The sequence below is a fragment of the Allobosea sp. genome, assembly GCF_017308075.1.
In the GTDB taxonomy this organism is placed as follows: domain Bacteria; phylum Pseudomonadota; class Alphaproteobacteria; order Rhizobiales; family Beijerinckiaceae; genus Allobosea.
Map to the genome: position 1 here is coordinate 325,331 of NZ_JAFKFX010000030.1, position 25,337 is coordinate 350,667.

The window sequence follows — 25,337 nt, forward strand, 5'->3', positions numbered from 1 at the left end:
CGAGGCGGAACATGCGCCAACAGATTGAGTCCGCGCGCCTTCCGTTCGACCGGCTCCGGTCGAACGGAAGGCGCGCTAGTCGTCGGCCGTGACGACCGGGAAACGGGCGGTCATCGCCTTCACGATCGAGCCCATGCGCGATCCGAGCGAGCCCTTGACCGTGACGACGTCGCCGGCACGCAGCACATCGAGCAGCAGCGGCTCGAGGCCGCTGGCCTGGGCGGCATAAGCACCGCGCTGGCGTGAAGGCAAGGCATCGTAGAGAGAGCGCATCAGGGGTCCGCAGGCGAAGACGAGATCGACCCCGTTGCCGGTGACCGCCTCGGCCAGCCCCTTGTGCAGCGCTGGGCCGCTTTCGCCGAGCTCCAGCATGTCGCCGAGCACGGCGATCCGCCTTCCGCGGCCTTGCGCCTCGATCCGCCCGAGATTCTCGATCGCCGCCCGCATCGAGGCGGGGTTGCCGTTATAGCTCTCGTCGATCAGCATGAACGGGCCGGAAGGCGCGTGCAGCATCTGGCGCGCGCCCCGCCCGGCCGGGGGCTTCAGCTCGGCGAGCGCCAGTGCCGCCAGGGCAAGATCGGCATCGAGCGCGTCGACCGCCGCGAGCACCGCCAGTGAATTCATCACGATGTGCTTGCCGGGACTGCCGAGCTTGTAGGTCACCGGCCGGCCGCGCACATTGGCCTCGACCGTCGAGATCTCGGGCTTGAGCGAGCAGCCGAGCAGGCGGACATCCGCCGAAGCGCTCTCGCCGAAGCTGATGATGCGACCGGCCGGGCTCGCCTCGGCGAGTTCGCGCAGCAGGCCGGCCTGGGCGATGTCGGCATTGATGATCGCCGTGCCGCCGGGCTTCAGCCCGCTGAAGATCGCAGCCTTCTCGCGGGCGATGCCCTCGATCGATTCGAAGGCGGCAAGATGCACCGGCTGCACCGTGGTGACGATCGCCACATCGGGCGAGACCATTTTCGCCAGCGGCAGGATCTCGCCGGGGCTGTTCATGCCGATCTCGTAAACGCCGTAGCGCACATCCGCCGGCGTCCGGGTCAGCGTCAGCGGCACGCCCCAATGGTTGTTGTAGGAGGCGACCGGCGCATGCGTCTTGCCCTGGCGCGAGAGCACGAGGCGCAGCGCCTCCTTCGTCCCGGTCTTGCCGACCGAGCCGGTAACCGCGACGACGCCGGCATGCAGCTCGGCGCGCCGCGCCATGCCGGCCTGCTCCATGGCGCGCAGCACGTCCGGAACCACGGCCAGCGGCGCGTCCGCCGGGAAGTCTCCGGCATGCGCCTCGTCGACGACGGCGAGCGCCGCGCCCTTCTCGAGCGCGGCGGCGACGAAATCATGGCCGTCACGCTTCTCGCCCTGGATGGCGAAGAAGGCGTCGCCCGGCTCGAGCGTGCGGGTATCGATCGAGGCCCCGCCGATCGCGGCTGGCTGCGGGCCTTGCGCCCGCGCCTTCATCGCCTCGATCAGGCGGCCCCCGGTCCAGAGCGGCGCAGCCGTCATGCTCATCTTCCTCCGCTGATCTCGGCGATCGCCTGGCGCACCGTCTCATGGTCGGAGAACGGCAGGGTCCGGTCGCCAACGATCTGGCCGGTTTCATGGCCCTTGCCGGCGACGACCAGAAGATCGCCCGGCCGCATCTCGGCGACGCCCGCAGCGATCGCCCGCGCCCGGTCGCCGATCTCGCGCAGGCCGGGTGCCGCGGCGAGGATTTCGGCGCGGATCGCGGCCGGGTCTTCGCTGCGCGGATTGTCGTCGGTGACGATGGCGATGTCGGCGCCGTCGGCCGCGATCCTGCCCATCAGCGGGCGCTTGCCGCGGTCGCGGTCGCCGCCGCAGCCGAAGACGCAGATCAGCCGGCCGCTTGCATAGGGGCGCAGGGTGCGCAGCACCGCCGCCAGCGCATCGGGCTTATGGGCATAGTCGACGACGACGAGGCCGCCATTCTGCTCGGCCACGCGCTCCAGCCGGCCCGGCACGCCCTTGAGACCGGAGAGCGCCGCGACCGCCGCCTTCGGCTCCTCGCCCGCCGCGATGGCGAGCCCGGCGGCAACCAGCGCATTGCCGGCCATGAAATCGCCGACCAGGGGCAGCACGACCTCGACATCCTGTCCGTCGACGGCAACGCGCAGGCGTTGCGAGAAGCCCTCGCGCGCGACCGAAAGCAGCCTGAGCCGGTCCCCGCCCCGGCCGATCCCGATCACCGGATGGCCGCTGCCGGCGGCGGCTTGCGCCGCCTCGGCCGCGTACGGCTCGTCGCGGTTGATCACCACCGGCGCCCCGGCAGGAAGCAGCTCCCAGAGCCGGAGCTTGGCGGCGAGATAGTCCTCGACGCTCGGGTGGTAGTCGAGATGGTCGCGCCCGAGATTGAGGAAGGCGCCGGCCGTCAGCCGGACGCCGTCGAGCCGGCGCTGGTCGAGCCCGTGCGAGGAGGCTTCCATCGCGACATGGCTGACGCCCTGCCCGGCCAGCCGGTCGAGCGAGGCATGCAGAGAGAGCGGATCGGGCGTGGTCAGCGAGCCATAATCGGCACCCGCCGCGGTGACGATGCCGATCGTGCCGAGGCTCGCCGCCTCGCGCCCCAGCGCCATGAAGATCTGGCGGGTGAATTCCGCTACCGAGGATTTGCCGCTGGTGCCGGTCACAGCGACGATGGTCGCCGGCTGGCGCGGATGCACTTTCGCCGCGGCGAGCGCCAGCGCCCGGCGCGGGTCGGCGACCTCGGCGAAGGCGATGCCGGGCGCGAGGCCCGCTGGCCGGGGCTGGCCGGAGACGATCGCCGCCGCGCCGCGCGCCGCCGCGTCGGCGATGAACTGCGCGCCGTCGGCCTTGGCGCCGGCGAGAGCGACGAAAGCCTCGCCCGGCGCGACCTTGCGGCTGTCGAAGGCGAGGCCCGTGACGCGACGCTCGGCATCGTCCGGAAACGCCCCGGGAAAGAGCTGGCCGAGGCTGAAACCGGTATTGTCCATCTCTTTTTCCGCCTAGAGCCCGTTCCGATCTGCTTGCTTCGCAAGCCGATCGGTAAAAGCGGTCTCTCACTCATGTTCAGAGACGGATTCACCGATCAGACCGCTTCGATCTGATCGGATCCGGCTCTAGCGTGTGCCCCAGGCGCCGAGCCTCGCCATCAAGGGGAAGGGCGCGACCGGCGGCTCGAAGCGCGGAGGCAGGCCGAGAATCGGCGCCGCCCGCTCGATGACCTTGCCGGTGGTGATGCCGGCGTTCCAGGCAGCCGTCGAATAGCCGCCGCTTTCGGCATAGCCTTTAGGCTCGTCATAAATCGAAAGGAACAGATATCGCGGCTTGTCGGCCGGAACGATCGCCATGAAGGTCGTGAAATTCTTGTTCTTGGCGTAGCGGCCGTTGATCACCTTCTCGGCCGTGCCGGTCTTGCCGCCGACGAAATAGCCGGCGACATCGGCTTTGCGGGCCGAGCCGCGCTCGCCGTTGAGGCGCATGATGTAGCGCATCGCCTCCGAGGTCTCGGGCTTGATGACGCGGGTGCTGACCGCTTCCGCCTCCTCGACCGAGCGCTTGATGAAGGTCGGCGTCATCAGCTTGCCGCCATTGACCAGCGCCGCGACGGCCGCCAGCGCCTGGATCGGGGCGACGGCGAGGCCGTGGCCGAAGGCGATCGTGGCGGTGTTGAGCTCGCCCCAGCGCTGCGGCACGATCGGGGCCGCGCTTTCCGGCAGCTCGGTCTGCAAGCGGTCGAGCTGGACCATCTTGCGCAGGAAGGCCTTGTGTCCCTCGACGCCGACCGAGAGCGCCATCTTGACCGTGCCCATGTTCGACGAGTGGACGAACACTTCCGGCACGGTCAGCGTGCGGCCGGTGCCGCCCCGGTACTCACGGATGACCTGCCGACCGAAGCGCATCATGCCGCCGGCGGTCGAATAGCTCGAATTGATGTTGGCCTTGCCGGTATCGAGCGCCATCGCGACGGTCAGCGCCTTGAAGGTCGAGCCCATCTCGTAGACGCCGACATTGATCCGGTTGATCCGGTCCTTCTCGAGCGCATCGACCGGGTTGCTCGGGTCGAAATCGGGCAGCGAGACCGAGGCGATGATCTCGCCCGTGTTCACGTCCATGATCGCGCCGGCCGCGGCGATCGCCCGATACTTCTCGATGCCCTTGACCAGCTCGTCGCGCAGCAGGTGCTGGACCCGCAGGTCGATCGACAGCGCAACCGGCTTGAGGTCGGAGGCCTGCACCGCCAGACCGGCGCCGTTGAGGTCCTGCAGCCCCTGCGAGTCGATGTATTTCTCGATGCCGGCGATGCCGACATTGTCGACATTGGCGAAGCCGAGCACATGCGCGGCGGCCGGCCCGTTCGGATAGACGCGCTTGTTCTCGGGCACGAAGCCGACGCCGGGAATGCCGAGCCGGTGCACCTCGGCCTGCTGGCGCGGCGTGATCTCGCGCTTGACCCAGACGAAGCCGCGCTTGGTGCCGAGCTTGTCGCGCAGATCCTTGGCGTTGAGGTCGGGCAGCACCGCGGTGAGCAGCTCGGTCGCCTCGTCCTTGTCGAGGATCTTGCGCGGCTCGGCAAAGACCGAGACGGTCCGGATATCGGTGGCGAGCGGCACGCCATTGCGGTCGACGATGTCGGGCCGCGCCGCCGAGATCGCGTTCGAGGTCGCCCGGCGCAGGCCGACCTGGTCGTTCGGGAAGGCGGCGAGCGCCACCAGCCGGCCGGTGATCGCCAGGAAGAGCGCGCTGAAGCCGAGGATGACGAGACCGACCCGCGGCTCGCTCTTCTCCCCGCTCATCCGGAAGATGTCGCGCAACAGGCCGGCGCGCAGGCTCGGCCGGCGCGGCTTCTCGACCACTGGCGCGGCGACGACGGCTGGAGCGACGGGCTCGGGCGTCATGGGCGGCCTCCCGGCGTGGTGGAGCTGTTGCTCTTGACGTTGCGCGGCGTCTCGGTCGGCAGGCCGAGGCCGAGATCCTCGAGCTTGCGGCCGATCGAATCGACCTTGGGCCCGCGATTGGGAATGTCGGAGAGCCGGACGATCTGGTTGATCGCCAGCGGCTGCAGATCGAGATGCCGGTCGGCCAGCGCCTGCAGGCGGTCGGGCCGGTTGAGGAACTGCCATTCGGCCTTCAGCACGGCGATCGCGTCGCGCTCGCGCTGGGCCTTGGCCTTCAGCTTCTGGAGCTGCTCGGCCTCGAGCGTGGTCTCGTATTTGATCGAGTAGGCGTAGAGCGCCGAGGAGACCAGCGCCCCGATGGCGATGACGTGCAGCAGCTTGATCAAGCTCAGCTCCTCCGACGGGTTTGCGGGGCGGGCACGACCGCGAGTGTGACCAGTTCGGCCTCGGGCGCGCGCGCTGCGGCCTCGGTCCGCTCGGCGGCACGCAGTTTCGCCGAACGGGCGCGCGGATTGGCACGCATCTCGGCCTCGGACGGCGCCACCGCCCCCTTCGTCACCGGGCGAAACGTCGCGGCAGGCACCGTTGCCGCCGGCGCATGGCGCGAAGCGGCGGGAGCCTTCCCGGAACGCTGCGCGAAGAACAGCTTGACGATGCGGTCCTCGAGCGAATGGAAAGTCACGACGGCGAGCCGCCCGCCCGGCGCCAGCGCCGCCTCGGCGGCATGCAAAGCCCGGACGAGCTCGCCGAGTTCGTCATTGATCGCGATCCGGAGCGCCTGGAAGGTCCGCGTCGCCGGATGCGGACCGTTGGGATCGGCCCGGACGATGCCGGCGACGAGATCGGCCAATTGCTTGGTCGTGCTGAGCGGCGCCTTGCGGCGCGCTTCGACGATGGCGCGGGCGATGGCGCGCGAGCGCCGCTCCTCGCCATAGTGATAGATGATGTTGGCGAGCACGCCCTCATCGGCCTCGTTGACGAGCTCGGCGGCGCTCTGGCCATTGGCCTCCATGCGCATGTCGAGCGGCCCGTCGAAGCGGAACGAGAAGCCGCGCTGCGCCTGATCGAGCTGCATCGACGAGACGCCGATATCGAGCACCACCCCGTCGAGCGGCAGCATACCGAAGCGCTCGGCCTCCTCGGCGAGAGCGCCGAAACGGGCCTGTGCCAGGGTCAACCGGCCAGCCATGGCGGCGACGAGCCCGGCCCCGCCGGCAATCGCATTGGGATCGCGGTCGAGCGCCAGAAGCTCCGCCTGCGGCTCACGCAGCAGCAGCGCGCGGGAATAGCCACCAGCGCCGAAGGTGCCGTCGAGATAGCGGCCGCCCGGCTTCAGCGCGAGCGCGTCAAGCGCCTCCTCCATCAGCACCGGCACATGCGGCACGGCAACCTCCCCTTCGGCCGGCTTCACGAGGTCACCCCTGCGCCGAGCGCGCGCCGGACGTCCCGCAATTTCGCCCGCGCCTGATCGAGATGGAGCCGGAAGCGCTCCGGCTCCCAGATCTGGAATTTGTGCCCCTGCCCGACGAAGGCGACGGCGTCGCCGATCCCGGCATGGGCCTTCAGTGCCTCGCTCAGCACGATGCGCCCCTCCGGATCGACCTTCAACACTTCCGAGGTTCCGTTCAGCGCCGTGGAGAGCGAGTCCCACTCCTCCGAAAACGGCGAGAAGCGCGAGAGAATGTCGTCGATCGTCGCGCGCAGCGCATGCCCGCCGCAATCGAGACTGGCCTGGTCGAGCGCCGGATGGACGTAGAGCCCCTCGTAGCCATCCTTCGCCAAGACGGCGCGGAAGGTCGCAGGGATCGAGACCCTGCCCTTGGCATCGAGCTTGTTGGTGAAATGGGAGACGAAGCGGTCCGTCAACGCCGCCTCCCGGCCAGGTTTCCACGGTGCGGAGCGGGCCGGCCAGAACCGGCCGCGGATACTCCCGTCGAACCCGACAAAGCGAAGCCTTCAGCCTGAATCCGCGCGGCACACGGACCCCGACCTGTCGCTTGCCTGTCGGTTTCGACGGGATGATTTGGGATACCATGGGATGTTATGGGCGTCAACGGATTCAGGGAGCCGGACACGACCCGGCGCCAGCCTGCGAACATCACAGCCCGTTAAGGTTAACTATCCGTAAAAACGTCGATTTCGGGCTCGCGGACGCGAGCGCAACGGGGCCGCCGAGCCGGGCCCACCGGCCTGCCCGCGGAGAAATATTTTTGAGGCAACCGACCTCGCCCCGGCGAGCCTAGTCCTCCGCAGCGGCGCGACGCAGCAAGGCCTCGCGCAGGGCCCGGACTTCTTCCAGCAGGCGCGCCGGCGGGACGCCGCTATCCTCGACCGCGCAGGGCACCGGATTGGCGGAGCGCCCCGCCTTCTCGTGCAGGACACGTCCCGCCTCGGTCAGCTCGACCAGCACCTGCCGTTCATCCTCGCGGCCGCGCTTGCGCAGGATCAGACCATTGCCTTCGAGGCGCTTGAGCAGCGGCGTCAGCGTGCCGGAATCGAGCATCAGTCGCTCGCCGATCGCCTTCACGCTCTGGCCGTCCTGCTCCCACAGCACCAGCATGACCAGATATTGCGGATAGGTCAGACCGAGCTCGGCCAGGAACGGCCGATAGGCCCGGTTGAAGGCATGGGCGGCCGAATAGACCGCAAAGCAGATCTGCTCGTCGAGCCCGCGCACCGGCTGCGCCTGCGCATCCTTCGTCATGGCCTTGCCGTCAGCTGCCCGCATCACGGATCCTCAGCGGGGAAACGGTCCGAGCGGATTGGAACAACCCGCCCACGGAACAGTCTACCCTATGCTGACACCAAGATACGCTTTCATCGCCCTGAGCGCCGCCCGTTCACGGAAATTTGAATTGCCAACAATTAGATTGTGCACAATTTAATTTCCATCGACCACGACGGAAACCAGCCCGACAAGGAGAGCAGTCATGAAGATCCTCTACACCGCCCATGGCTCGGCCACCGGCGGCCGCGAAGGCCAGGCCGCGACCGACACCGGCAACGTCAAGCTCGTGCTGAACACGCCCAAGGAGCTCGGCGGCGGCGGCGGCGACGGCACCAATCCCGAGCAGCTCTTCGCCATGGGCTATTCGGCCTGCTTTCTCGGCGCGCTGAAATTCGCCGCCGGCAAGGAAGGCGTGAAGATCCCGGATGATGCACGTGTCAGCGCCGATGTCGGCATCGGCCCGCGCGACGACGGCAAGGGCTTCGGCATCGCCGTCAAGCTGACGATCGCGGCGCCCGGCATCGAAAAGACCAAGCTCGAGGACCTCGTGCAGAAGGCCCATATCGTCTGCCCGTATTCGGACGCGACCCGGGGCAATATCGACGTCCAGCTGACGGTTGCGGCCTGACGCGACGCCACCCATCTGCTCCTCACGGCCGGCCTTGACCCGGCCGTGAGACGATTAGGTCCCGCATCGCGAGGCGCGGGCATCGTTTCCGGAAGCCCTTCGCCCCTAGCCTCTGGAACACAGCATGATCGACCGCCGCCATCTTCTCACCGGCCTCGCCGCGGCCGTACTGGCACCCGCCCTCCCCGCTTTCGCCCGGGCTCCGCAAGCCTCGACCCAAGTCGCAGGGATCTATCGCCGCAAGCTCGGCGACATCGAGATCACCGCGATCCTCGACGGCTATATCCCGCTCGACGCCAAGGCCTTCCTCAGCAGCGACCCCGACGCCGTTCGCCAGGCTCTGGCCAATGCCGGCCAGGATGAGAAGCTGCCGACCTCGGTCAACGCCTTCGTGGTCAACGCCAAGGACAGGACCTATCTGCTCGACACCGGCACCGGCGCCAACACCGCCTTCGGCCCGACCATGGGCCGGCTCGACGCCAATCTGCGCGCCGCCGGCATCGAGCCTGCACAGATCGACGCGGTGATCCTGACCCACGCCCATCCCGACCATGCCGAGGGCCTGATCACCGCCGAGAAGGCGGCGCGCTTCCCGAATGCCGAAGTGATCATCAACGAGACCGAATACGCCTTCTGGCATGATGACGGCATCCTCAACCAGGCGCCGGAGGCGATGAAGCCGTTCTTCGCCTCGGCCCGCGGCACGCTCGCGCCCTATGCCGCCCGCACCCGCAAGGTGAAGCCGGGCGAGATCGCGCCGGGCCTCAGCCTCGAACACGCGCCCGGCCACACGCCGGGCCACAGCCTGCTGCGCATCGCCTCCGGAAAGGAGCAGGCGCTGCTGGTCGGCGACTGCATCCACAATGCGGTGATCCAGACGGCTCGGCCCGAGGTCGCCTTCGTCTTCGATGCCGATGGCGCGCAGGCGGCCGCCTCGCGCCGGCGCGTGCTCGACATGGCGGCGGCGGACCAGCTGCTGATCAGCGGCGCGCATATGCCCTTCCCCGGCTTCGGCAAGGTGCTGAAGGCCGGCACGGCCTTCCGCTTCGTTCCGGCGGAGTGGAGCTACACACTCTGACCGGTCATTGGACGACGAAAGGGCCGGGATCGCTCCCGGCCCATTTTTGCATCTTCGGAGGTCCTGAGGTGCCAGCCGGCCTGTAAGCCGGGTTCTGGATGGCCGGAGGATCTCTCCCCCGACGTGACGGCCATTCCTCTGGGACGCGCATCGCTGCGCGCCTCGAGCAACCAACCCGGACGACAAGGCCAGGAAACAGGCCCCTCCCCGCTTGCGCGGAAAGCATCGTCCCTATTTGGTTTTGCTCCCGGTGGGGCTTGCCATGCCGTTCCCGTTGCCGGGCCCGCGGTGCGCTCTTACCGCACCTTTTCACCCTTACCCCTGGCCGAAACCAGGGGCGGTTCGATCTCTGTGGCGCTTTCCCTGGGGTCGCCCCCGCCGGACGTTATCCGGCACCGTGTTTCCGTGGAGCCCGGACTTTCCTCCCCCGCGAAGCGGGAGCGGCCGTCCGGCCGACTGGCGGGATCGCCTGTGCGCTCTTGCGCCGCCGGCGTCAAGCGCCGGCTCAGTTGCTGGCGGTGATGGTGCGCACCTTGGAGCAATAGACGCGGTTCGCGCCGCTCATGCGCTTCGCCATGTGGCCGCTCTGATACATCATCACGGTGCGGCAGGTATCGCCACCGGCGAGCCTGTAGGCCTGCGCCAGATATTTCATGCCGTAGCGGGCATTGGTCTCGGCATCGAGCAGCCCGGCCGCGCCGCCATTGTAGCCGACGCCGCGCGCCGTCTGATGGCGGATCTGCATCAGGCCGTAATTACCGGCATTGGCTGCGCGCGGGTTGTAGCGGCTCTCGATGCGGACCACCGCATCGGCTAGCGAGAACGGCACGCCGTTGGCCGCCGCATGGCGGGCGACGAGAGCCCGCAGATTGTCGCTGCCGGCCGGCGCAGCCAGCGCCTGACGGCGCGGCTTTTCCGCCCGGCTCGGCTTGGCGGCTGACTTCTGGGCGGCAGGCGACACCATCTCCCCCGTCCCATCCGGCGCATGCCGCGCCTGCTGCCGGCCGGTTTCCGGCGCCTCCTGTGCCCGCTTGATCTCGGCCTCGCGCACGATGAAGGCGCGCGCATCGGTCTCGGCGTTGATCTCGGCAGCAGCCGGTTGCAGTAGGCCCAGGCAAATCGCAAAGGCGGCGCAGCCGCTACCATAGATCCGGATCATATTGGGGAGCCCCATGTCACGTTGATCGAATTGAACGGCGGGCCAAATGATAGATGAATGTGACGACAATCCGGCGCATCACTCCGCAATTCTATATTCTATTGCGACAGATCGATTATTTATGACTAAATCATTCAAAAGTAATCATCATGTATTGAGGCATGGAACGATTCGGGCCTCACGGCGTTGACGCAGTCAAGGCAAAGAGCCAAATCATCGCCGCATTGCGACCGCAATTGACGGCCGCTATGGGCTGGGTCGACGCTGAAGGCACCTTGCTGCGCGGGTTCGACCCCGAGACGGGGGAATGAAATGAATAAACTGCTGGCAGTCGCGGCCCTCGGGCTCGCTCTTGGCGCGGCGGCCTGCACGCCGCATGAACAGCGCGTCGGCGGAGGCGCCGCGATCGGTGCCGCCACCGGTGCCGTGATCGGCGGGCTCGCCACCGGCCGCGCCGGCGGCGCCGTCGCAGGCGGCCTCATCGGCGCCGCAGGCGGCGCGATCGTGGGTGCGGCAACGTCGCCCTATGATGACGGCTATTATGACGGTTGCCCTTACGGCTATTATCGCGACCGTTACGGCCGGCTCTACTGCCGCTGAGCACATCGTCAGCTCGGATAGGCTTCGGCCCACCCGGCGGAACCAGACATATTCGGGCGGAAGCGCGTAGCGCGGCCGCCCGAACTTCGCTTCCGCCAGGTATCGAGGCGCGCGGGCAGCTTGCATGGAGAAAGGCCGGTTTCCACTTTTTCGCATCCTGCTCTAGGGCCGATCGATCGATGAAATCATTCCACTGGGGCGCTTTGGGGGGCGGAGGCCTCGGCTTTGCGCTCGGCGGCCCGCTCGGAGCGCTGGTCGGCGCGCTCGCCGGCCATGTCCTGGTCGACCGCGAGGGCGCGCCCTTCGGGCCAGCGCCGCGGCAGCTCATCTTCACCACCGGCCTCGTCGCCCTCGCCGCCAAGATGGCGCGCGCCGACGGCGTCGTGACGCGCGACGAGGTCGCCGCCTTCCGCCGCATCGTCACGGTGCCGGCCGAGGAGCAGGGCCATATCGAGCGCCTGTTCGACCTCGCCAAGCAGACCAGCGCCGGCTTCGAGGCCTATGCCAGCCAGATCGCCGAGAGCTTCCGCGAGGAGCCGGCCCTGCTCGAGGACGTGCTCGACGGGCTTTTCCTTATCGCCGCCGCCGACGGCGCCATCCATGAGCGCGAGCACGACTATCTGCACGATGTCGCGATGATCTTCGGCATCGATGAGGCCGGCTTCGCCCGCATCGAGGCGCGCCATGTCCGCCGCCGCGACGACCCCTATCTCGTGCTCGGCGCCAGCCGCGAGATGAGCGACGCCGAGATCCGCAAGCTGCATCGTGCCCTGGTGGTCGAGAACCACCCCGATCGCGAGATCGCCCGCGGTCTGCCCGAGGAAGCCATCTGCATCGCGACGCGCCGGCTGGCCGCGATCAACGCCGCCTGGGACGCGATCCAGAAGGAGCGCGGCCTCGCCAGCCGGCTGGCGGCGCCAGCATGAGCGTTTCGACGAAGCCCGACAGCCGCTTCGCCGCCAAGGTCTTCCCCTCGCCCAATCATGGCGAGCGCAAGTTCCGCGATGGCTCGACCGATCGCCGTCCGGACGCGCTGATCCTGCACTATACCGGCATGCCCGACACCGGCGAGGCGCTGCAATGGCTGTGCAACCCGACCGCCCAGGTCTCCTGCCACTACTTCGTCTTCGAGAACGGCCACATCCTCCAGCTCGTGCCCGAGGAACGCCGCGCCTGGCATGCCGGCGCCTCTCACTGGGCCGGCGAGACCGATCTCAACTCCGCCTCGATCGGCATCGAGATCGCCAATCCCGGCCATCCCGGCGGCCTTCCCGACTTCCCGGAGGAACAGCTCGCCGCGACGCTGAACCTCTGCCGGGACATTTGCGAGCGCTGGCAAATCCCGCCTGAGCGCGTGCTCGCCCATTCCGACATCGCGCCCGGCCGCAAGATCGACCCTGGCGAGAAGTTTCCCTGGCGTCGCTTCGCCGAGGGTGGCGTCGGCCTCTGGCTCGAGCCGGCGCCGATCAAGGGCGGCCGCTTCTTCGCGCGCGGCGATGCCGGCCCGCCGGTCGAGGCGCTGCAGGCGATGTTCGCCATGCTCGGCTACGGCGTTTCGGTGGACGGGGTCTATGACGAGCGCCTGGAGGCGGTCGTCGCCGCCTTCCAGCGCCATTGGCGGCCGCAGAAGGTCGACGGCGTCGCCGACGGCTCGACGATCACGACCCTGCGCGATCTGCTGGCACTGACGCAGGAAGCGCGGACGGCGTAGAGCCGCGGCGCTCCGCGAACATTGCCGCGAGTTAACTCGTCTGCGCCGGCCGCTTCTGGCATGCTGCGGCCATGGCAGAACGACCGCGCTGTGCTGCCGGAGGAGGATGAACCTTGCGTCTCTGGATGATCGGGGCCGGTATCGGAGCGGCAGCGCTCGCCGCCGGCTATTTGGCCCTGCGGCCAACAGGAGGCGTCGCGAGCGACGCCGCCTATCGCACGGCCGCGATCGACCGCGGCCAGATCACCGCCTCCGTGCGCGCCACCGGCACCCTGACCCCGGTCACCACTGTCGTCGTCGGCTCGATGCTATCCGGCCAGGTCGTCGAGATCCTTGCCGACTATAATTCGCAGGTAAAGGCTGGCCAGATCGTTGCCCGCCTGAACAGCGACCAGATCAAGACCCGCCGCGACGCCGCCGCCGCCGACCTCTCCCAGGCCAAGGCCGATCTTGTCGTCAAGCGCGCCCAGTTGGAGCGCGCCAAGGTCGCTCGCACCAAGGCCGACTCCACCGTCAAGGACCTGGAAGCCCAGCGCGACCGCACCAGGGCACAGCTTGCTGATGCCAAGCGCACCTTCGACCGCCAGAACGAATTGTTCACGCGCGGCGCCGGTGCCCAGCAAAGCCTCGACAGCGCCCGCACCCAGGTCGAGATCCAGACGGCGACGCTCGCTTCCAACGAAGCCCAGATCGCCTCGCTCAAGGCCGAGATCGGCGGGCTCGACGCCGACATCTCGCTCGCCGAAGGCCAGGTCCAGTCCGGCGAGGCGCTGATCGCCCAGCGCGAAGCCAAGCTCAAGGACATCCTGATCGATCTCGAGCGTACCGATATCCGCTCGCCGGTCGACGGCGTCGTCGTCCAGCGCCAGGTCAATCTCGGTCAGACCGTCGCCGCCTCGCTCTCGGCGCCGGAGCTGTTCCAGATCGCGCAGGATCTGCACGTCATCGACATCTACGCGAATATCGACGAGGCCGATGTCGGCCGCCTCAAGGCCGGGCAGACCGTCTCCTTCAGCGTCAACGCCTATCCGAACCGCAGCTTCCAGGGGCGCGTCGAGATGGTGAGGCTCGGCGCCCAGACCATCCAGAACGTCGTCACCTATACCGGCGTCGTCCGGGTCCAGAACCGTGACCTCGCGCTGCTGCCGGGCATGACCGCCAATGTCCAGATCGTCACCGACGACAGGCAGGACGTGCTGCGCGTGCCCAACGCGGCGCTGCGTTTCCGCCCGCTCGGCGGCCCGACGGCGCTTCCCGCCGAGGCGCCGACTACGCGCGGCGGCGGAAACCGCGCCGCTGGCGCGCTGCGCGAGCGCATCGAGGAGGAGGTCCAGCCGACGCCGGAGCAGAAGCAGGCGATCGCCGCGATCTTCGCCGAGCGGCGCGGCGAAGGCCGGCGCCCGATCGCGGGTCTCTCGGAGGAAGAGCGCCGCGCCGCCTTCCGCGCCGCCCGCGACGAGATGCGCAGCAAGATCGCCGCGGTGCTCGACCCCGAGCGCCGCGCCAAGTTCGAGGCGCTGATGCAGGAGGGGCGCCCGGCGGCGCAGGATTTCGCGCCCGGCCGCGTCTATATCCTCGACGGCAACGGCCAGCCCAAGCCGGTCGCCGTCCGGCTCGGCCCGAGCGACGGCGCGTTCACCCAGATCGTGCCCGCCGCCGAGATCATCGAGAACACGCAGGTCGTGGTCGGCGGCGGTCCACGCGGCGCCGAGCCCGCGCCGGCGAGCCGCGGCCCCGCCCCTCGCGGCCCGCGGCTGTTCTGACGAGGTCGGCCATGAAGAGCTGCCCTCTTCCTGTCATTCCGGACAAGCGGCAAAGCCGCGCAGCTCCGGAATCCATCGTAGAGCGCAGCCCCTTGCGATGGCTTCCGGCGCGCCGCTTCGCTGCGGCCGGAATGACACGCCCTGGAGCACTCAGGAGCATTTGCCCGACGCCGGCCGGAGCCCCACCATGCCCCTGATCGAGGCACGCGCGCTCTCCCGGGTCTACGACCTCGATTCCGGCCGCGTCACCGCGCTCGACCGGGTCAGCCTCGACATCGAGGCGGGCGATCTCGTCGCGGTGATGGGCCCCTCGGGCTCCGGAAAATCGACCTTCATGAACCTGATCGGCTGCCTCGACCGGCCGACCGGCGGCCAGTACCGGCTCGACGGCGTCGAGGTCGAGACGCTGTCCGGCGACGGACTCGCCGAACTGCGCAACCGCAAGCTCGGCTTCGTCTTCCAGCAGTTCAACCTTTTGCCGCGCGTCGATGCCTGCGCCAATGTCGAATTGCCGATGGTCTATGCCGGGGTCGACCGCAAGGCGCGGCGCGAGCGGGCACTCGCCGCGCTCGGCCGGGTCGGCCTCGCCGAGCGCGCCCATCACCGGCCGATGCAGCTTTCCGGCGGCCAGCAGCAGCGCGTCGCCATCGCCCGCGCCCTGGTCAACCAGCCGCGCCTCCTGCTCGCCGACGAGCCGACCGGCGCGCTCGACAGCCGCACCGCGCTCGAGATTCTCGCTCTCTTCCAGGACCTCAACCGCGAGGGCGTCACCGTCGTGCTGGTGACGCATGATGCCGAGGTCGCAAGGCATGCCCGCCGGGTGGTGCGCTTCCGCGACGGCCATGTCATCGCCGACATCAGACAGGAGCCGGCCGACGCCCGCACCGCGCTCGCAGCGCATGACAGCGCCGCCCCCATGCCGGAGGCCGCTGAATGAGCCTGCTGGAAGCCATCCGCTCCGCCCTCTCCGCCATCGGCGCCAATGCGCTGCGCTCGGCCCTGACCATGCTCGGCATCATCATCGGCGTCGCCGCGGTGATCGCCATGGTCGCGATCGGCTCTGGTGCCCGCGAACGCGTCGACAGCCAGATCAAGTCGCTCGGTGCCAATCTCGCCATCATCCAGTCGGGCAACGTCACGCAGGGCGGTGTCCGGCTCGGCGCCGGCGCCTCCTCGACCCTGACCGACGAAGATGCCCGCGCCGTCGTCAACGAGGTCGAGGACGTCGTCGCAGCCGCCCCGGTGATCACCACCCGCGCCCAAGCGGTCTATGCCGGGACCAACTGGTCGACGATGATCACCGCGACCGATCTCGATTTCTTCACCGCCCGCGAATGGGGCCTCGCCGAAGGGCGCCTGTTCGAGCCGGAGGAGATCCGCCGCGGCGAGATCGTCGCCATCATCGGCCAGACCGTGGCGCGCAACCTGTTCGGCGACTCCGACCCGCTCGACCAGATGTTCCGTATCCGCAACGTGCCCTTCAAGGTCATCGGCGTGATGGCGGGCAAGGGCCAGTCGGCCCTCGGCCAGGATCAGGACGACGTGATCTTCGTGCCGCTCGACACCGGCCGGCGCCGCATCGTCGGCCGCAACTATGCCCGCGACCGCTCGGTCCAGACCATCATGGTCAAGTTCGCCAGCGAGGAGGCGATCAATCCCGGCATCGAGCAGACCCGCGCCTTGCTGCGCCAGCGCCATCGCCTCACCGAGGACCAGGACGACGACTTCATCGTCCGCAACCTGACCGAGATCGCCAACACCGCCACCGCCGCCGCCAGCACCCTCTCCTGGCTGCTCGCTGCCGTCGCCGGCGTCTCGCTGCTGGTCGGCGGCATCGGCATCATGAACATCATGCTGGTCTCGGTGACCGAGCGCACCCGCGAGATCGGACTGCGTTTGGCCGTCGGCGCCCGCCAGCGCGACGTGCTCTCGCAATTCCTGATCGAGGCGACGACGCTCGCCACCATCGGCGGCGCCGTCGGCATCGCCCTCGGCGTCGGCGCCGCGACGGCGATCGCCCGCTTCGCCGGCTGGCCCTTCGTGATCTCGGTGCAGACCATCCTGATCGCGGTCGGCGTCTCCGGGCTGATCGGCGTCTTCTTCGGCTTCTACCCGGCGCGGCAGGCGGCGCGCCTCGACCCCATCGAGGCGCTGCGACGTGAATAATGCGCCCGGTCATGCCCCGGTCAGGCATGCATTAACCATTTCCGCCTAGCGTCTTGGCACAGCGCGAAGGGGAACGACGCCCTGCCGCGCCATGCCATGCGAGACAGTCGTTGACCCGAAATCTGCTCACCGACGGCGAGGCCAGGCGCCTCTACGACCAGGCTGCTCTGCTGGCGAATCTCGGCGCCTGGGAGTGCGAGCTTGCGACCACGCGGCTGTGCTGGACGGACGGCGTCTACGACCTCTTCGGCCTGCCGCGGGGCTCGACGCTGCACCGGCCCTCGACCGTCGACCTCTATCACGGCGAGTCACGTCGCGAGATGGAGCGGCTGCGCGCCGGCATCATCCGCTCGGGTGGCAGCTTCGTGCTCGATGCGCGCATCCGCAGCGTCTGCGGCGAGGAGCGCTGGATGCGGCTGACCGCGGAAGCCTCCTTCCTGCATGGCCGGCCCGACCGGATCTACGGCACGAAGCAGAACGTCACGCGCGAGAAGGAGATGTGGCAGGGGCTGCGACGTCTGGCCTATAGCGACCCGCTCACCGGACTGGCCAATCGCCGCGCCTTCGAGGCGGAGATGCGCGAATTGCGCGGCCATGCCGAAACCGGTCCGGCGCTCGGCATGCTGGCCCTCATCGATCTCGACCTGTTCAAGCAGATCAATGACGAGCTCGGCCATGCCGCCGGCGATGAATGCCTGCGCCAGGTCGCGGCTCGGCTCGAGGCGACGCTCCCCGGCGAGCCGCTGATCGCCCGGATCGGCGGCGACGAGTTCGCCGCACTGCTCTGCTCCACGGCCGGGCTTCTGCCCCTGAAGCAGCGGTTGATGCAGACTCTGAACGCGCTACGCCGCCCGGTCCGCTGGAAAGGCCGGACAATCGACGTCAGCGCGACGATCGGCGCAACCCTGATCCGGCCCGGCCGGCATCACGACCCGGAGCAGCTCTTCGCCGAAGCGGACTCCGCTCTCTATGTCGCCAAGGCCGCCGGGCGCGGGCAGCTGCATCTGTTCGGCGCGGCGCTGGACCACGCCGCAGCCGATGCAACCCCGCCCGGGAGCCGCGAGGTCCTGCACGTTTGCTGAGCCGAAGCGCCGGCCAGCGCCGCTTATCCCCGACCAGACGGCGAAGGAGAGAGCGCCTGCCGTTCCGGCTGGCGCCCCTCGATCTTCGTTCCCGTCATTCCGCCGCTTCGAGGGCGTAGGCGCTGCTGTCGTAGTTCAGGATCGGCGCCAGCCAGCGCTCGACCTCGCGAATATCCATGCCCTTGCGCGCGGCATAGTCCTCGACCTGGTCGCGCTCCACCTTGGCCACCCCGAAATAATAGGAATCGGGGTGCGAGAGGTAGAGCCCCGAAACCGAGGAGCCCGGCCACATCGCGTAGCTCTCGGTCAGCTTGACGCCGACGCGGCGCTCGGCCTGGAGCAACTCGAACAGCGTCGCCTTCTCGGTATGGTCGGGCTGGGCGGGGTAGCCGGGCGCCGGCCGGATGCCCTGGTACTCCTCGCGGATCAGCGCATCGTTGCTGAGATTCTCCTCCGGCGCATAGGCCCAGAACTCGGTGCGCACGCGCTGGTGCATGCGCTCGGCCAGGGCTTCGGCGACACGGTCGGCCAGAGCCTTGACCATGATCGAGCGGTAATCGTCATTGTCGCGGGCGAAGCGCTCCGAAATGCGCTCCTCCTCGGCGCCCGCCGTAACCACGAAACCGCCGATATAGTCGGCCACCGCCCCTTCCGGCGCGATAAAGTCCGAAAGGCACAGATTCGGCTTGCCGTCGCGGCGCAGCAACTGCTGGCGCAGGCCATGGAAGGTCGCAAGCTTCTCTTGCCGGCTCTCGCCGGTGTAGAGCCGGATGTCGTCGCCGACCGCATTGGCCGGCCAGAAGCCGACCACCGCCTTCGGGTTGAACCAGCGCTCCTCGACGATGCGCTTCAGCATGGCCTGGGCATCGTCCCAGAGCGCGCGCGCCGCCTCGCCCTGCTTCTCGTCCTCGAGGATCGCCGGGAAGCGGCCCTTCAGTTCCCAGGTCTGGAAGAACGGCGTCCAGTCGATCAGCGGCACGATGTCGGCGAGATCATAGCTCTGGAGGACGCGGGTGCCGAGGAAGCTCGGCTTCGGCGGCTGATAGCCGGCCCAGTCGGGGGCGAAGGCATTGGCGCGCGCCTTGCTGAGCGGCAGACGCTGCTTCTCAGCCTCGGAGCGACGATGCGCCGCCGCGACCTTGGCGTATTCGGCCTGGATGTTCTCGACATACGGCCCCTTCTGCTCCTGCGAGAGCAGGCTGGAGACGACGCCGACCGCCCGCGAGGCATCGGTGACATAGACCGTCTGACCGCGCTCATAGGCCGGGTGGATCTTCACCGCGGTGTGGACGCGGCTCGTCGTCGCCCCGCCGATCAGCAGCGGAATGTCGAAGCCCTCGCGCTCCATCTCGGCAGCGACGGTGACCATCTCGTCGAGCGAGGGCGTGATCAGGCCCGACAGGCCGATGATGTCGACCTTCTCCTTGCGCGCGGTATCGAGGATCTTCTGCGCCGGCACCATCACGCCGAGATCGATGACCTCATAGTTGTTGCACTGGAGCACGACGCCGACGATGTTCTTGCCGATGTCGTGGACATCGCCCTTCACCGTCGCCATCAGCACCTTGCCGGCCGCCGAGCGCACGGAGCCGCCATTGAGGCGCTTCTCCTCCTCCATATAGGGCATGAGATAGGCCACGGCCTGCTTCATCACGCGGGCCGACTTCACCACCTGCGGCAGGAACATCTTGCCGGCGCCGAACAGATCGCCGACCACGCTCATCCCGGCCATCAGCGGACCTTCGATGACGTCGAGCGGCCGAGCCGCCTGCGCCCTCGCCTCCTCGGTGTCGCGGTCGATGAATTCGGTGATGCCGTTGACCAGCGCGTATTCCAGGCGCTTCTCGACATCGTCATCGCGCCAGGCGAGGTCCTTGGTCGAGACGGCGGCGCTGCCATCGCCCTTGAAGCGCGGCGCCGCTTCGAGCAGACGCTCCGTCGCATCCTTGCGGCGGTTGAGGACGACATCCTCGCAGAGCTCGCGCAATTCCGGATCGAGCCCGTCATAGGAGCCGAGCTGGCCGGCATTGACGATGCCCATGTCCATCCCGACCTTGATGCAATGGTAGAGAAAGACCGAGTGCATCGCCTCGCGGACTTTCTCGTTGCCACGGAACGAGAAGGACAGGTTCGAGACGCCGCCCGAGACATGGGCGTATGGCAGGGTCTCGCGGATGGTCCGCGTCGCCTCGATGAAGTCGTTGCCGTAGTTGTCGTGCTCCTCGATGCCGGTCGCGATCGCGAAAATGTTCGGATCGAAGATGATGTCCTCGGGCTGGAAGCCGGCCTCTTCGGTCAGGAGCTTGTAGGCGCGGGTGCAGATCTCGATCTTGCGCTCATAGGTGTCGGCCTGGCCCTTCTCGTCGAAGGCCATGACCACGACGGCGGCGCCGTATTGCCGGCAGATGCGGGCCTGTTCGAGAAAGGCTTCCTCACCCTCCTTCATCGAGATCGAGTTGACGATCGGCTTGCCCTGGATCGTCTTGAGCCCGGCCTCGATCACGTGGAATTTCGAGGAATCGACCATGATCGGCACGCGGGAGATGTCCGGCTCCGAGGCGATCAGGTTGCAGAACTCGGTCATCGCCTTCTCGGAATCGAGCAGGCCCTCATCCATGTTGATGTCGATGACCTGGGCGCCATTGGCGACCTGTTCGCGTGCCACGTCGAGCGCCGCCGCATAGTCGCCATTGGTGACGAGCTTGCGGAACTTGGCCGAGCCGGTGACGTTGGTGCGCTCGCCGACATTGACGAAGGGGATGGTCTCGTCGAGCGTGAACGGCTCGAGTCCCGACAGGCGCAGATAGCGCTTCGGCGCGGGGACGGCGCGCGGCGCCTTGCCGGCGACCGCCTCGGCGATGGCGCGGATATGATCGGGGGTGGTGCCGCAGCAGCCGCCGACCATGTTGACCAGGCCGGCATCGGCGAACTCGGCCAGCATCCCCGCCGTCGCCTCCGGCCGCTCGTCATAGAGGCCGAACTCGTTGGGCAGGCCGGCATTCGGATAGGCGCAGACCAGCGTCCCGGCGATCCGCGACATCTCCTTGATATGGGCGCGCATCTCGCGCGCGCCGAGCGCGCAGTTGAGGCCGATGGTCAAGGGATTGGCATGGCGCACCGCATTCCAGAACGCCTCGACGGTCTGGCCGGAGAGCGTACGGCCGGAAAGATCAGTGATCGTGCCGGAGATCATCACCGGCAGGCGGATGCCGCGCTCGCGATAGACCTGCTCGATCGCCACGATCGCCGCCTTGGCGTTGAGCGTGTCGAAGATCGTCTCGATCAGCAGGAGCTCCGAGCCACCATCGAGCAGCCCGCGCACCTGTTCGGCATAGGCGTCGCGGACCTGGTCGAAGCTGACGGCGCGGAAGCCGGGATTGTTGACGTCGGGCGAGATCGAGAGCGTGCGATTGGTCGGGCCGATCGCGCCGGCGACGAAGCGGCGGCGGCCATCCTCCTTGCGCGCGATCTCGGCGGCCTCGCGGGCCAGCCGCGCGCATGCGACGTTCAGCTCGTAGACGATCGCCTCCATGCCGTAATCGGCCTGGGCGATCGAGGTGCCGGAGAAGGTGTTGGTCTCGACGATGTCGGCACCCGCCCGGTAATAGGCGAGATGGATGTCGCGCAGCGCATCCGCCTGCGTCAGCGCGATCAGGTCATTGTTGCCCTTGAGGTCGTGGTTCCAGCCCTTGAAGCGCTCGCCGCGGAAATCGGCCTCGGACAGCTTCAGGTTCTGGATCTGCGTGCCCATCGCGCCGTCGAGCACGAGGATGCGCTCGGAAGCGGCCTGACGCAGGGCGCGCTCGATCTCGGCGCCGTCGGCGGGAGTGGGCTTGTAGTCGGACATCGGAAACGCTTTCGTCTCGGTTCTTTGCGGCGCTGCCAGCGCCCTTCCCGTCATTGCGAGGAGCGGAGCGACGAAGCAATCCAGAGAGGTAGAGTTCTGCCGCCCCTCGATTGCCGCACCTACGCTCGCAATGGCGAAATCACTCCGCCGCCACCTGCTGCGCCTGCACCTTCTCCGGCTTCAGGCCGACGAGATGGCAGATCGCATAGACCAGGTCGGCCTTGTTCATCGTGTAGAAATGCAGGTCGGAGACGCCGCGGTCGACGAGGTCGAGCACCTGCTCGGCGCAGACGGCGGCGGCGACGAGACGACGTGTCGCCGGATCGTCCTCAAGCCCTTCGAAGCGGTCGGCCAGCCATTGCGGCACGCTCGCGCCGGTCTTGCGGGCGAAGCCTGCCGTCTGCCGGAAATTCTGCACCGGCACGATGCCGGGCAGGATCGGGATCTCGATGCCGCGAGCCCGGACCTTGTCGAGATAACGGAAATAGACGTCGTTATCGAAGAAGAACTGGGTGATCGCCCGGGTCGCGCCGGCATCGACCTTCTTCTTCAGCGCGTCGATATCGGCGTCCAGCGAGGCCGCTTCCGGGTGCTTTTCCGGATAGGCGGATACCGTCACCTCGAAATCGCCGACCTTGCGGATGCCGGCGACGAGGTCCGAAGTCTGGTGATAGCCCTCTGGATGCGGCTCATAGACCGTGCCGAGCCCGCCCGCCGGATCGCCCCGCAGCGCCACGATATGGCGTACCCCGGCCTCCCAATAGGCGCGGATGACCTCGTCGACCTCGCCGCAGGAGGCCGAGACGCAGGTCAGATGCGCCGCCGGCTTCAAGGCCGTCTCGTCGACCATGCGCTTGACGGTGTTGTGGGTGCGTTCGCGCGTCGAGCCGCCGGCACCATAGGTCACCGAGACGAAGGCCGGCCCGAGCGGCTCGAGCCGGCGCACGCTCTCCCAGAGGCTGACTTCCATCTCCTCGTTCTTCGGCGGGAAGAACTCGAAGGAAACGCGCGGGCGGCGCGAGCCGTGCCGGCTGGGGCGGAAAGCGTTCATCACGCAACCTCACGATCGAACTGACGAAGGGGAAAATCGCCCTGGAGGCGCCGATCGCGGCCGCGCCAGAGCATGACACCGAGCTGGCCGCTTCCGCCGTCGGCAGCCGTGATTTCCTCGGCGAGATCGCATTCGAGCCCGGCCTCGGCGAACCAGGCGAGGATCTCGTCCTTCTCGAAGCCGAGCCGGCGATGCGCATGCTCGGTGCGCAGGAACTCCATCTCGTGCGGCGCGAAATCGACCAGGATCAGCCGCCCCCCCGGAGAAAGCAGCGCAGCCGCCTCGCGCAAGGCGCGCGCGGGATCGTCGAGGAAATGCAGCACCTGATGCACGATCACGAGATCGAAGGAGCCGCGCGCGAAGGGCAGAGCATAGATATCGCCCTGCCGGAGCTCGACCCGCGACAGCCCCGCCTTCTCCAGATTGGCGCGCGCCACCGCCAGCATGGCATGGCTCGCATCGACGCCGACGGCGCGCGCCGCCTTCGGCGCCAGCCGCTCCAGCATGCGCCCGGTACCGGTGCCGAGATCGAGCAGCGCCTGCAGCGGCTGCTCGCCGACCGCCGCCTCGACCGCCGCCTCGACCGCGGCATCGGGAACGTGCAGCGAGCGCAACTGGTCCCATTCACGCGCGACATTGGCGAAATAGGATTGCGCCGCCGCGGCCCGGCTGGCCCGCACCGCCGCCAGGCGCTCGCGATCAGCCGCGAGAACCGGATCGGCGGGGTCGAGATCGCGTGCGAGCGAGAGCGCAAGCGCGCCACCCGGCGTGGCGTCATCGAGCCGGAAGAAGGCGAAGGCCCCTTCGCGCGAGCGCCGCAGCAGGCCGGCCTCGGCCATCAGCTTGAGATGTCGCGAGATGCGCGGCTGCGACTGGCCGAGAATGTCGGTGAGATCGGAGACCGAGAGCTCGCCTTCCGCCAGCAGTGCCAGGATCCGCAGGCGCGTCTCCTCGCCAGCTGCACGCAGCGAGGCCAGAAGGATCGGCAGCGAATGGCGGAAGCGGCGAGTCACCGGCGAACACCTCGAATATCTGTGAAAGATATAAAGATATCTTTATGTCAACCACAAAGAAGATGCAAGCCTGATTGTCCGATATTCCAGTCGGCACCGACGGATCAAACAAACGCGGGAGCCCCTCCGCCACATTGGACGGGCTCCGCACACTTCTCCTACGCAGGCTGGCGTGATGCCGCTGCCTGCATCGCCTCACGGAGCACGCCGTAGATTCGCGGATCGGCAGACTGCGCCACGTTGAAGCGCATGAAATGCCTTGCCGTCTGCGACAGGCTGAAGGCGTTACCCGGCGCGAGCACGATCCCCTCGGCGAGCGCATGCCGGGCGATCGCGCCGGCATCGAGCTCGCCCGGCAATCGGCACCACAGGAACAATCCACCGCGCGGCATGAGCCAGGGCTCGATGCCGAGCCCGGCGAGCCGGCCGGCCGTCTCCGCCATGGCTCGGACGAGCCGCTGGCGCAACCCCTCGACATGCCGGCGATAGCTGCCGTCCTTCAGGAGACCGAGCACCAGTTCGGCCGCGAGCCGCCCGCCACCGAAGGAGAGCGCGACCTTGAGATCGGTCAGCCCCTCGATCCAATCGGGCCTGGCCGCGATATAGCCGCAGCGCATCGAGGCCGACAGCGTCTTCGAGAAGCTGCCGATCTGGATCACCCGCTCCAGCCCGTCGAGCCCGGCGAGCCGCGGTGCGAACTCCGGCTCGAGATCGGCGAAGATGTCGTCCTCGACGATGGTCAACCCGGCCTGCTCGGCGAGCTTGAGCAGGCGATGCGCGGTCGCGGCCGAAAGCGTCGCGCCGGTCGGATTGTGCAGGGCGGAATTGGTGATGTAGAGCCGCGGCCGGTGCTCGGCCAGCGCCTGCGCGAACAGGGCGAGGTCGGGCCCGGCCGGCGTATAGGGCACGCTGACGATCCGGGCGCGATGAGCCCGCAGCAATGCCTGGAAATTGAAATAGCAGGGGTCGTCGACCAGTACGGTATCGCCGGGCTCGAGCAGGAAACGGCAGACGAGGTCGATCGCCTGCGTACCGGACTCCGCCAGAACGATCTGCTCGGGCGCCGCCTCGACGCCGCGCTCGGCGAGGCGATGGGCGAGCAGTTGGCGCAGCGCGGGCAGGCCGAGCGGCGTGCCGTATTCGGCCAGCGTCGCGGCCTCCGCGGTTCCGAGCTTGCGCAACCCGCGACGCAACGATGCTTCCGGCATCCAGTCGGCCGGAAGCCAGCCGCAACCGGGCCGCAGATCGTCGACCCCGGCATCGAGCGACTGCCTGGAGATCCACAGCGGATCGACCGCCCGGTCGAGCCGCGGCGCGACATCGGCGAGCGAAAGCGGCGGCAGGCGCCGGACATAGAAGCCGGAGCCCCGCCTGGCCTGGACCGCCCCTTCGGCCGCCAGCCGTTCATAGGCCTCGACCACCGTCGATTTCGACACACCCATGCTCTCCGCGAGCCCGCGGATCGAGGGAAGCTTCGCGCCCGGCGCCAATGTCCGCCCGGCGATCCGCTGCCGGATCGTCGCCATGACGCGCCCGACCAGCGTGTCGCCGGCGACCGGGTCCTTAATCTGTACGGCTTCCAGCATCAGGACAGTTTGCCTGAACTGTATTGGACTGTCTCTGGAAATCTGCGGCAT

At 68.3% G+C, this 25,337-nt stretch carries 21 protein-coding genes and 1 other RNA gene; 9 read left to right on the top strand and 13 right to left on the bottom strand.

Annotation, left to right across the window (positions count from 1 at the left end; translation table 11 throughout):
• Nucleotides 1-75 precede the first annotated feature (75 nt).
• From J0J10_RS13290 to J0J10_RS13320, 7 genes are all read right to left on the bottom strand, one after another.
• A complete protein-coding gene (locus J0J10_RS13290; RefSeq protein ID WP_291646989.1) occupies nucleotides 76-1,503 on the bottom strand; it encodes a UDP-N-acetylmuramoylalanyl-D-glutamyl-2,6-diaminopimelate--D-alanyl-D-alanine ligase in 1,428 nt (475 codons plus the stop codon).
• A 2-nt stretch (nucleotides 1,504-1,505) separates the two neighbouring features.
• Nucleotides 1,506-2,969, bottom strand: coding sequence for a UDP-N-acetylmuramoyl-L-alanyl-D-glutamate--2,6-diaminopimelate ligase (locus tag J0J10_RS13295; protein WP_291646990.1), 1,464 nt, complete (start codon nucleotides 2,967-2,969; stop codon nucleotides 1,506-1,508).
• A 126-nt stretch (nucleotides 2,970-3,095) separates the two neighbouring features.
• Nucleotides 3,096-4,874: a peptidoglycan D,D-transpeptidase FtsI family protein gene (locus J0J10_RS13300; RefSeq protein ID WP_291646991.1), complete on the bottom strand. Its 1,779-nt coding sequence runs from the start codon at nucleotides 4,872-4,874 to the stop codon at nucleotides 3,096-3,098.
• The gene (ftsL, locus tag J0J10_RS13305) at nucleotides 4,871-5,260 is read right to left on the bottom strand and encodes a cell division protein FtsL (protein ID WP_291635373.1); all 390 of its coding nucleotides are present in this window, start codon (nucleotides 5,258-5,260) and stop codon (nucleotides 4,871-4,873) included. The genes J0J10_RS13300 and ftsL overlap by 4 nt, the downstream gene beginning before the upstream one ends.
• A 2-nt stretch (nucleotides 5,261-5,262) precedes the next feature.
• Nucleotides 5,263-6,285, bottom strand: coding sequence for a 16S rRNA (cytosine(1402)-N(4))-methyltransferase RsmH (rsmH, locus tag J0J10_RS13310; protein ID WP_291646992.1), 1,023 nt, complete (start codon nucleotides 6,283-6,285; stop codon nucleotides 5,263-5,265).
• On the bottom strand, nucleotides 6,282-6,740 hold the full coding sequence (locus J0J10_RS13315; protein ID WP_291635377.1) for a division/cell wall cluster transcriptional repressor MraZ: 459 nt from the start codon (nucleotides 6,738-6,740) through the stop codon (nucleotides 6,282-6,284). The genes rsmH and J0J10_RS13315 overlap by 4 nt, the downstream gene beginning before the upstream one ends.
• A gap of 373 nt (nucleotides 6,741-7,113) precedes the next feature.
• Entirely contained in the window at nucleotides 7,114-7,602 is a 489-nt protein-coding gene (locus J0J10_RS13320; protein ID WP_465247202.1) for a MarR family winged helix-turn-helix transcriptional regulator, read from the bottom strand.
• Nucleotides 7,603-7,804: 202 nt separating this feature from the next.
• Between J0J10_RS13320 and J0J10_RS13325 the strand changes: the two genes are divergently transcribed.
• Together J0J10_RS13325 and J0J10_RS13330 are read left to right on the top strand one after the other, a co-directional pair.
• Complete coding sequence (locus J0J10_RS13325) at nucleotides 7,805-8,230, top strand: organic hydroperoxide resistance protein (RefSeq protein ID WP_291646993.1); 426 nt, start codon at nucleotides 7,805-7,807, stop codon at nucleotides 8,228-8,230.
• Between the two features lie 124 nt (nucleotides 8,231-8,354).
• Nucleotides 8,355-9,308, top strand: a complete 954-nt coding sequence (locus J0J10_RS13330) for an MBL fold metallo-hydrolase (protein WP_291646994.1) — start codon at nucleotides 8,355-8,357, stop codon at nucleotides 9,306-9,308.
• A gap of 67 nt (nucleotides 9,309-9,375) precedes the next feature.
• Here the strand turns inward: J0J10_RS13330 and rnpB are convergent.
• Nucleotides 9,376-9,768: RNase P RNA component class A (rnpB, locus tag J0J10_RS13335), an RNA gene on the bottom strand.
• 45 nt (nucleotides 9,769-9,813) lie between these two features.
• On the bottom strand, nucleotides 9,814-10,482 hold the full coding sequence (locus J0J10_RS13340; protein WP_291646995.1) for a lytic transglycosylase domain-containing protein: 669 nt from the start codon (nucleotides 10,480-10,482) through the stop codon (nucleotides 9,814-9,816).
• Between the two features lie 297 nt (nucleotides 10,483-10,779).
• On the opposite strand from J0J10_RS13340, the gene J0J10_RS13345 reads away from it, so the two are divergent.
• The 7 genes from J0J10_RS13345 to J0J10_RS13375 all read left to right on the top strand — a co-directional run bounded on the left by J0J10_RS13345 (nucleotide 10,780) and on the right by J0J10_RS13375 (nucleotide 17,789).
• A complete protein-coding gene (locus J0J10_RS13345; RefSeq protein WP_291635385.1) occupies nucleotides 10,780-11,067 on the top strand; it encodes a glycine zipper domain-containing protein in 288 nt (95 codons plus the stop codon).
• Nucleotides 11,068-11,246: 179 nt separating this feature from the next.
• Nucleotides 11,247-11,993 carry a J domain-containing protein gene (locus J0J10_RS13350; protein WP_291646996.1) on the top strand — a complete coding sequence of 249 codons (747 nt, stop codon included), beginning with the start codon at nucleotides 11,247-11,249 and terminating at the stop codon, nucleotides 11,991-11,993.
• Nucleotides 11,990-12,778, top strand: a complete 789-nt coding sequence (locus tag J0J10_RS13355; protein WP_291646997.1) for an N-acetylmuramoyl-L-alanine amidase — start codon at nucleotides 11,990-11,992, stop codon at nucleotides 12,776-12,778. The genes J0J10_RS13350 and J0J10_RS13355 overlap by 4 nt, the downstream gene beginning before the upstream one ends.
• Before the next feature lie 113 nt (nucleotides 12,779-12,891).
• Nucleotides 12,892-14,541 carry an HlyD family secretion protein gene (locus J0J10_RS13360; protein ID WP_291646998.1) on the top strand — a complete coding sequence of 550 codons (1,650 nt, stop codon included), beginning with the start codon at nucleotides 12,892-12,894 and terminating at the stop codon, nucleotides 14,539-14,541.
• A gap of 187 nt (nucleotides 14,542-14,728) precedes the next feature.
• Entirely contained in the window at nucleotides 14,729-15,478 is a 750-nt protein-coding gene (locus J0J10_RS13365) for an ABC transporter ATP-binding protein (protein ID WP_291646999.1), read from the top strand.
• Complete coding sequence (locus tag J0J10_RS13370; protein ID WP_291647000.1) at nucleotides 15,475-16,707, top strand: ABC transporter permease; 1,233 nt, start codon at nucleotides 15,475-15,477, stop codon at nucleotides 16,705-16,707. Before J0J10_RS13365 ends, J0J10_RS13370 begins: the two co-directional genes overlap by 4 nt.
• Nucleotides 16,708-16,817: 110 nt before the next feature.
• Nucleotides 16,818-17,789: a GGDEF domain-containing protein gene (locus J0J10_RS13375; RefSeq protein ID WP_291647001.1), complete on the top strand. Its 972-nt coding sequence runs from the start codon at nucleotides 16,818-16,820 to the stop codon at nucleotides 17,787-17,789.
• 94 nt (nucleotides 17,790-17,883) lie between these two features.
• On the opposite strand, the gene metH is transcribed toward J0J10_RS13375, so the two are convergent.
• The 4 genes from metH to J0J10_RS13395 form a co-directional block, all read right to left on the bottom strand.
• A complete protein-coding gene (gene metH, locus J0J10_RS13380; protein WP_291647002.1) occupies nucleotides 17,884-21,636 on the bottom strand; it encodes a methionine synthase in 3,753 nt (1,250 codons plus the stop codon).
• Nucleotides 21,637-21,775: 139 nt separating this feature from the next.
• Nucleotides 21,776-22,687, bottom strand: coding sequence for a methylenetetrahydrofolate reductase [NAD(P)H] (metF, locus tag J0J10_RS13385; protein WP_291647003.1), 912 nt, complete (start codon nucleotides 22,685-22,687; stop codon nucleotides 21,776-21,778).
• Complete coding sequence (locus J0J10_RS13390; protein ID WP_291635403.1) at nucleotides 22,687-23,700, bottom strand: ArsR/SmtB family transcription factor; 1,014 nt, start codon at nucleotides 23,698-23,700, stop codon at nucleotides 22,687-22,689. Before J0J10_RS13390 ends, metF begins: the two co-directional genes overlap by 1 nt.
• A 158-nt stretch (nucleotides 23,701-23,858) precedes the next feature.
• Nucleotides 23,859-25,286 (bottom strand): aminotransferase-like domain-containing protein, encoded by a 1,428-nt coding sequence (locus J0J10_RS13395; protein WP_291647004.1) that lies wholly within the window; start codon nucleotides 25,284-25,286, stop codon nucleotides 23,859-23,861.
• Nucleotides 25,287-25,337: the final 51 nt, after the last annotated feature.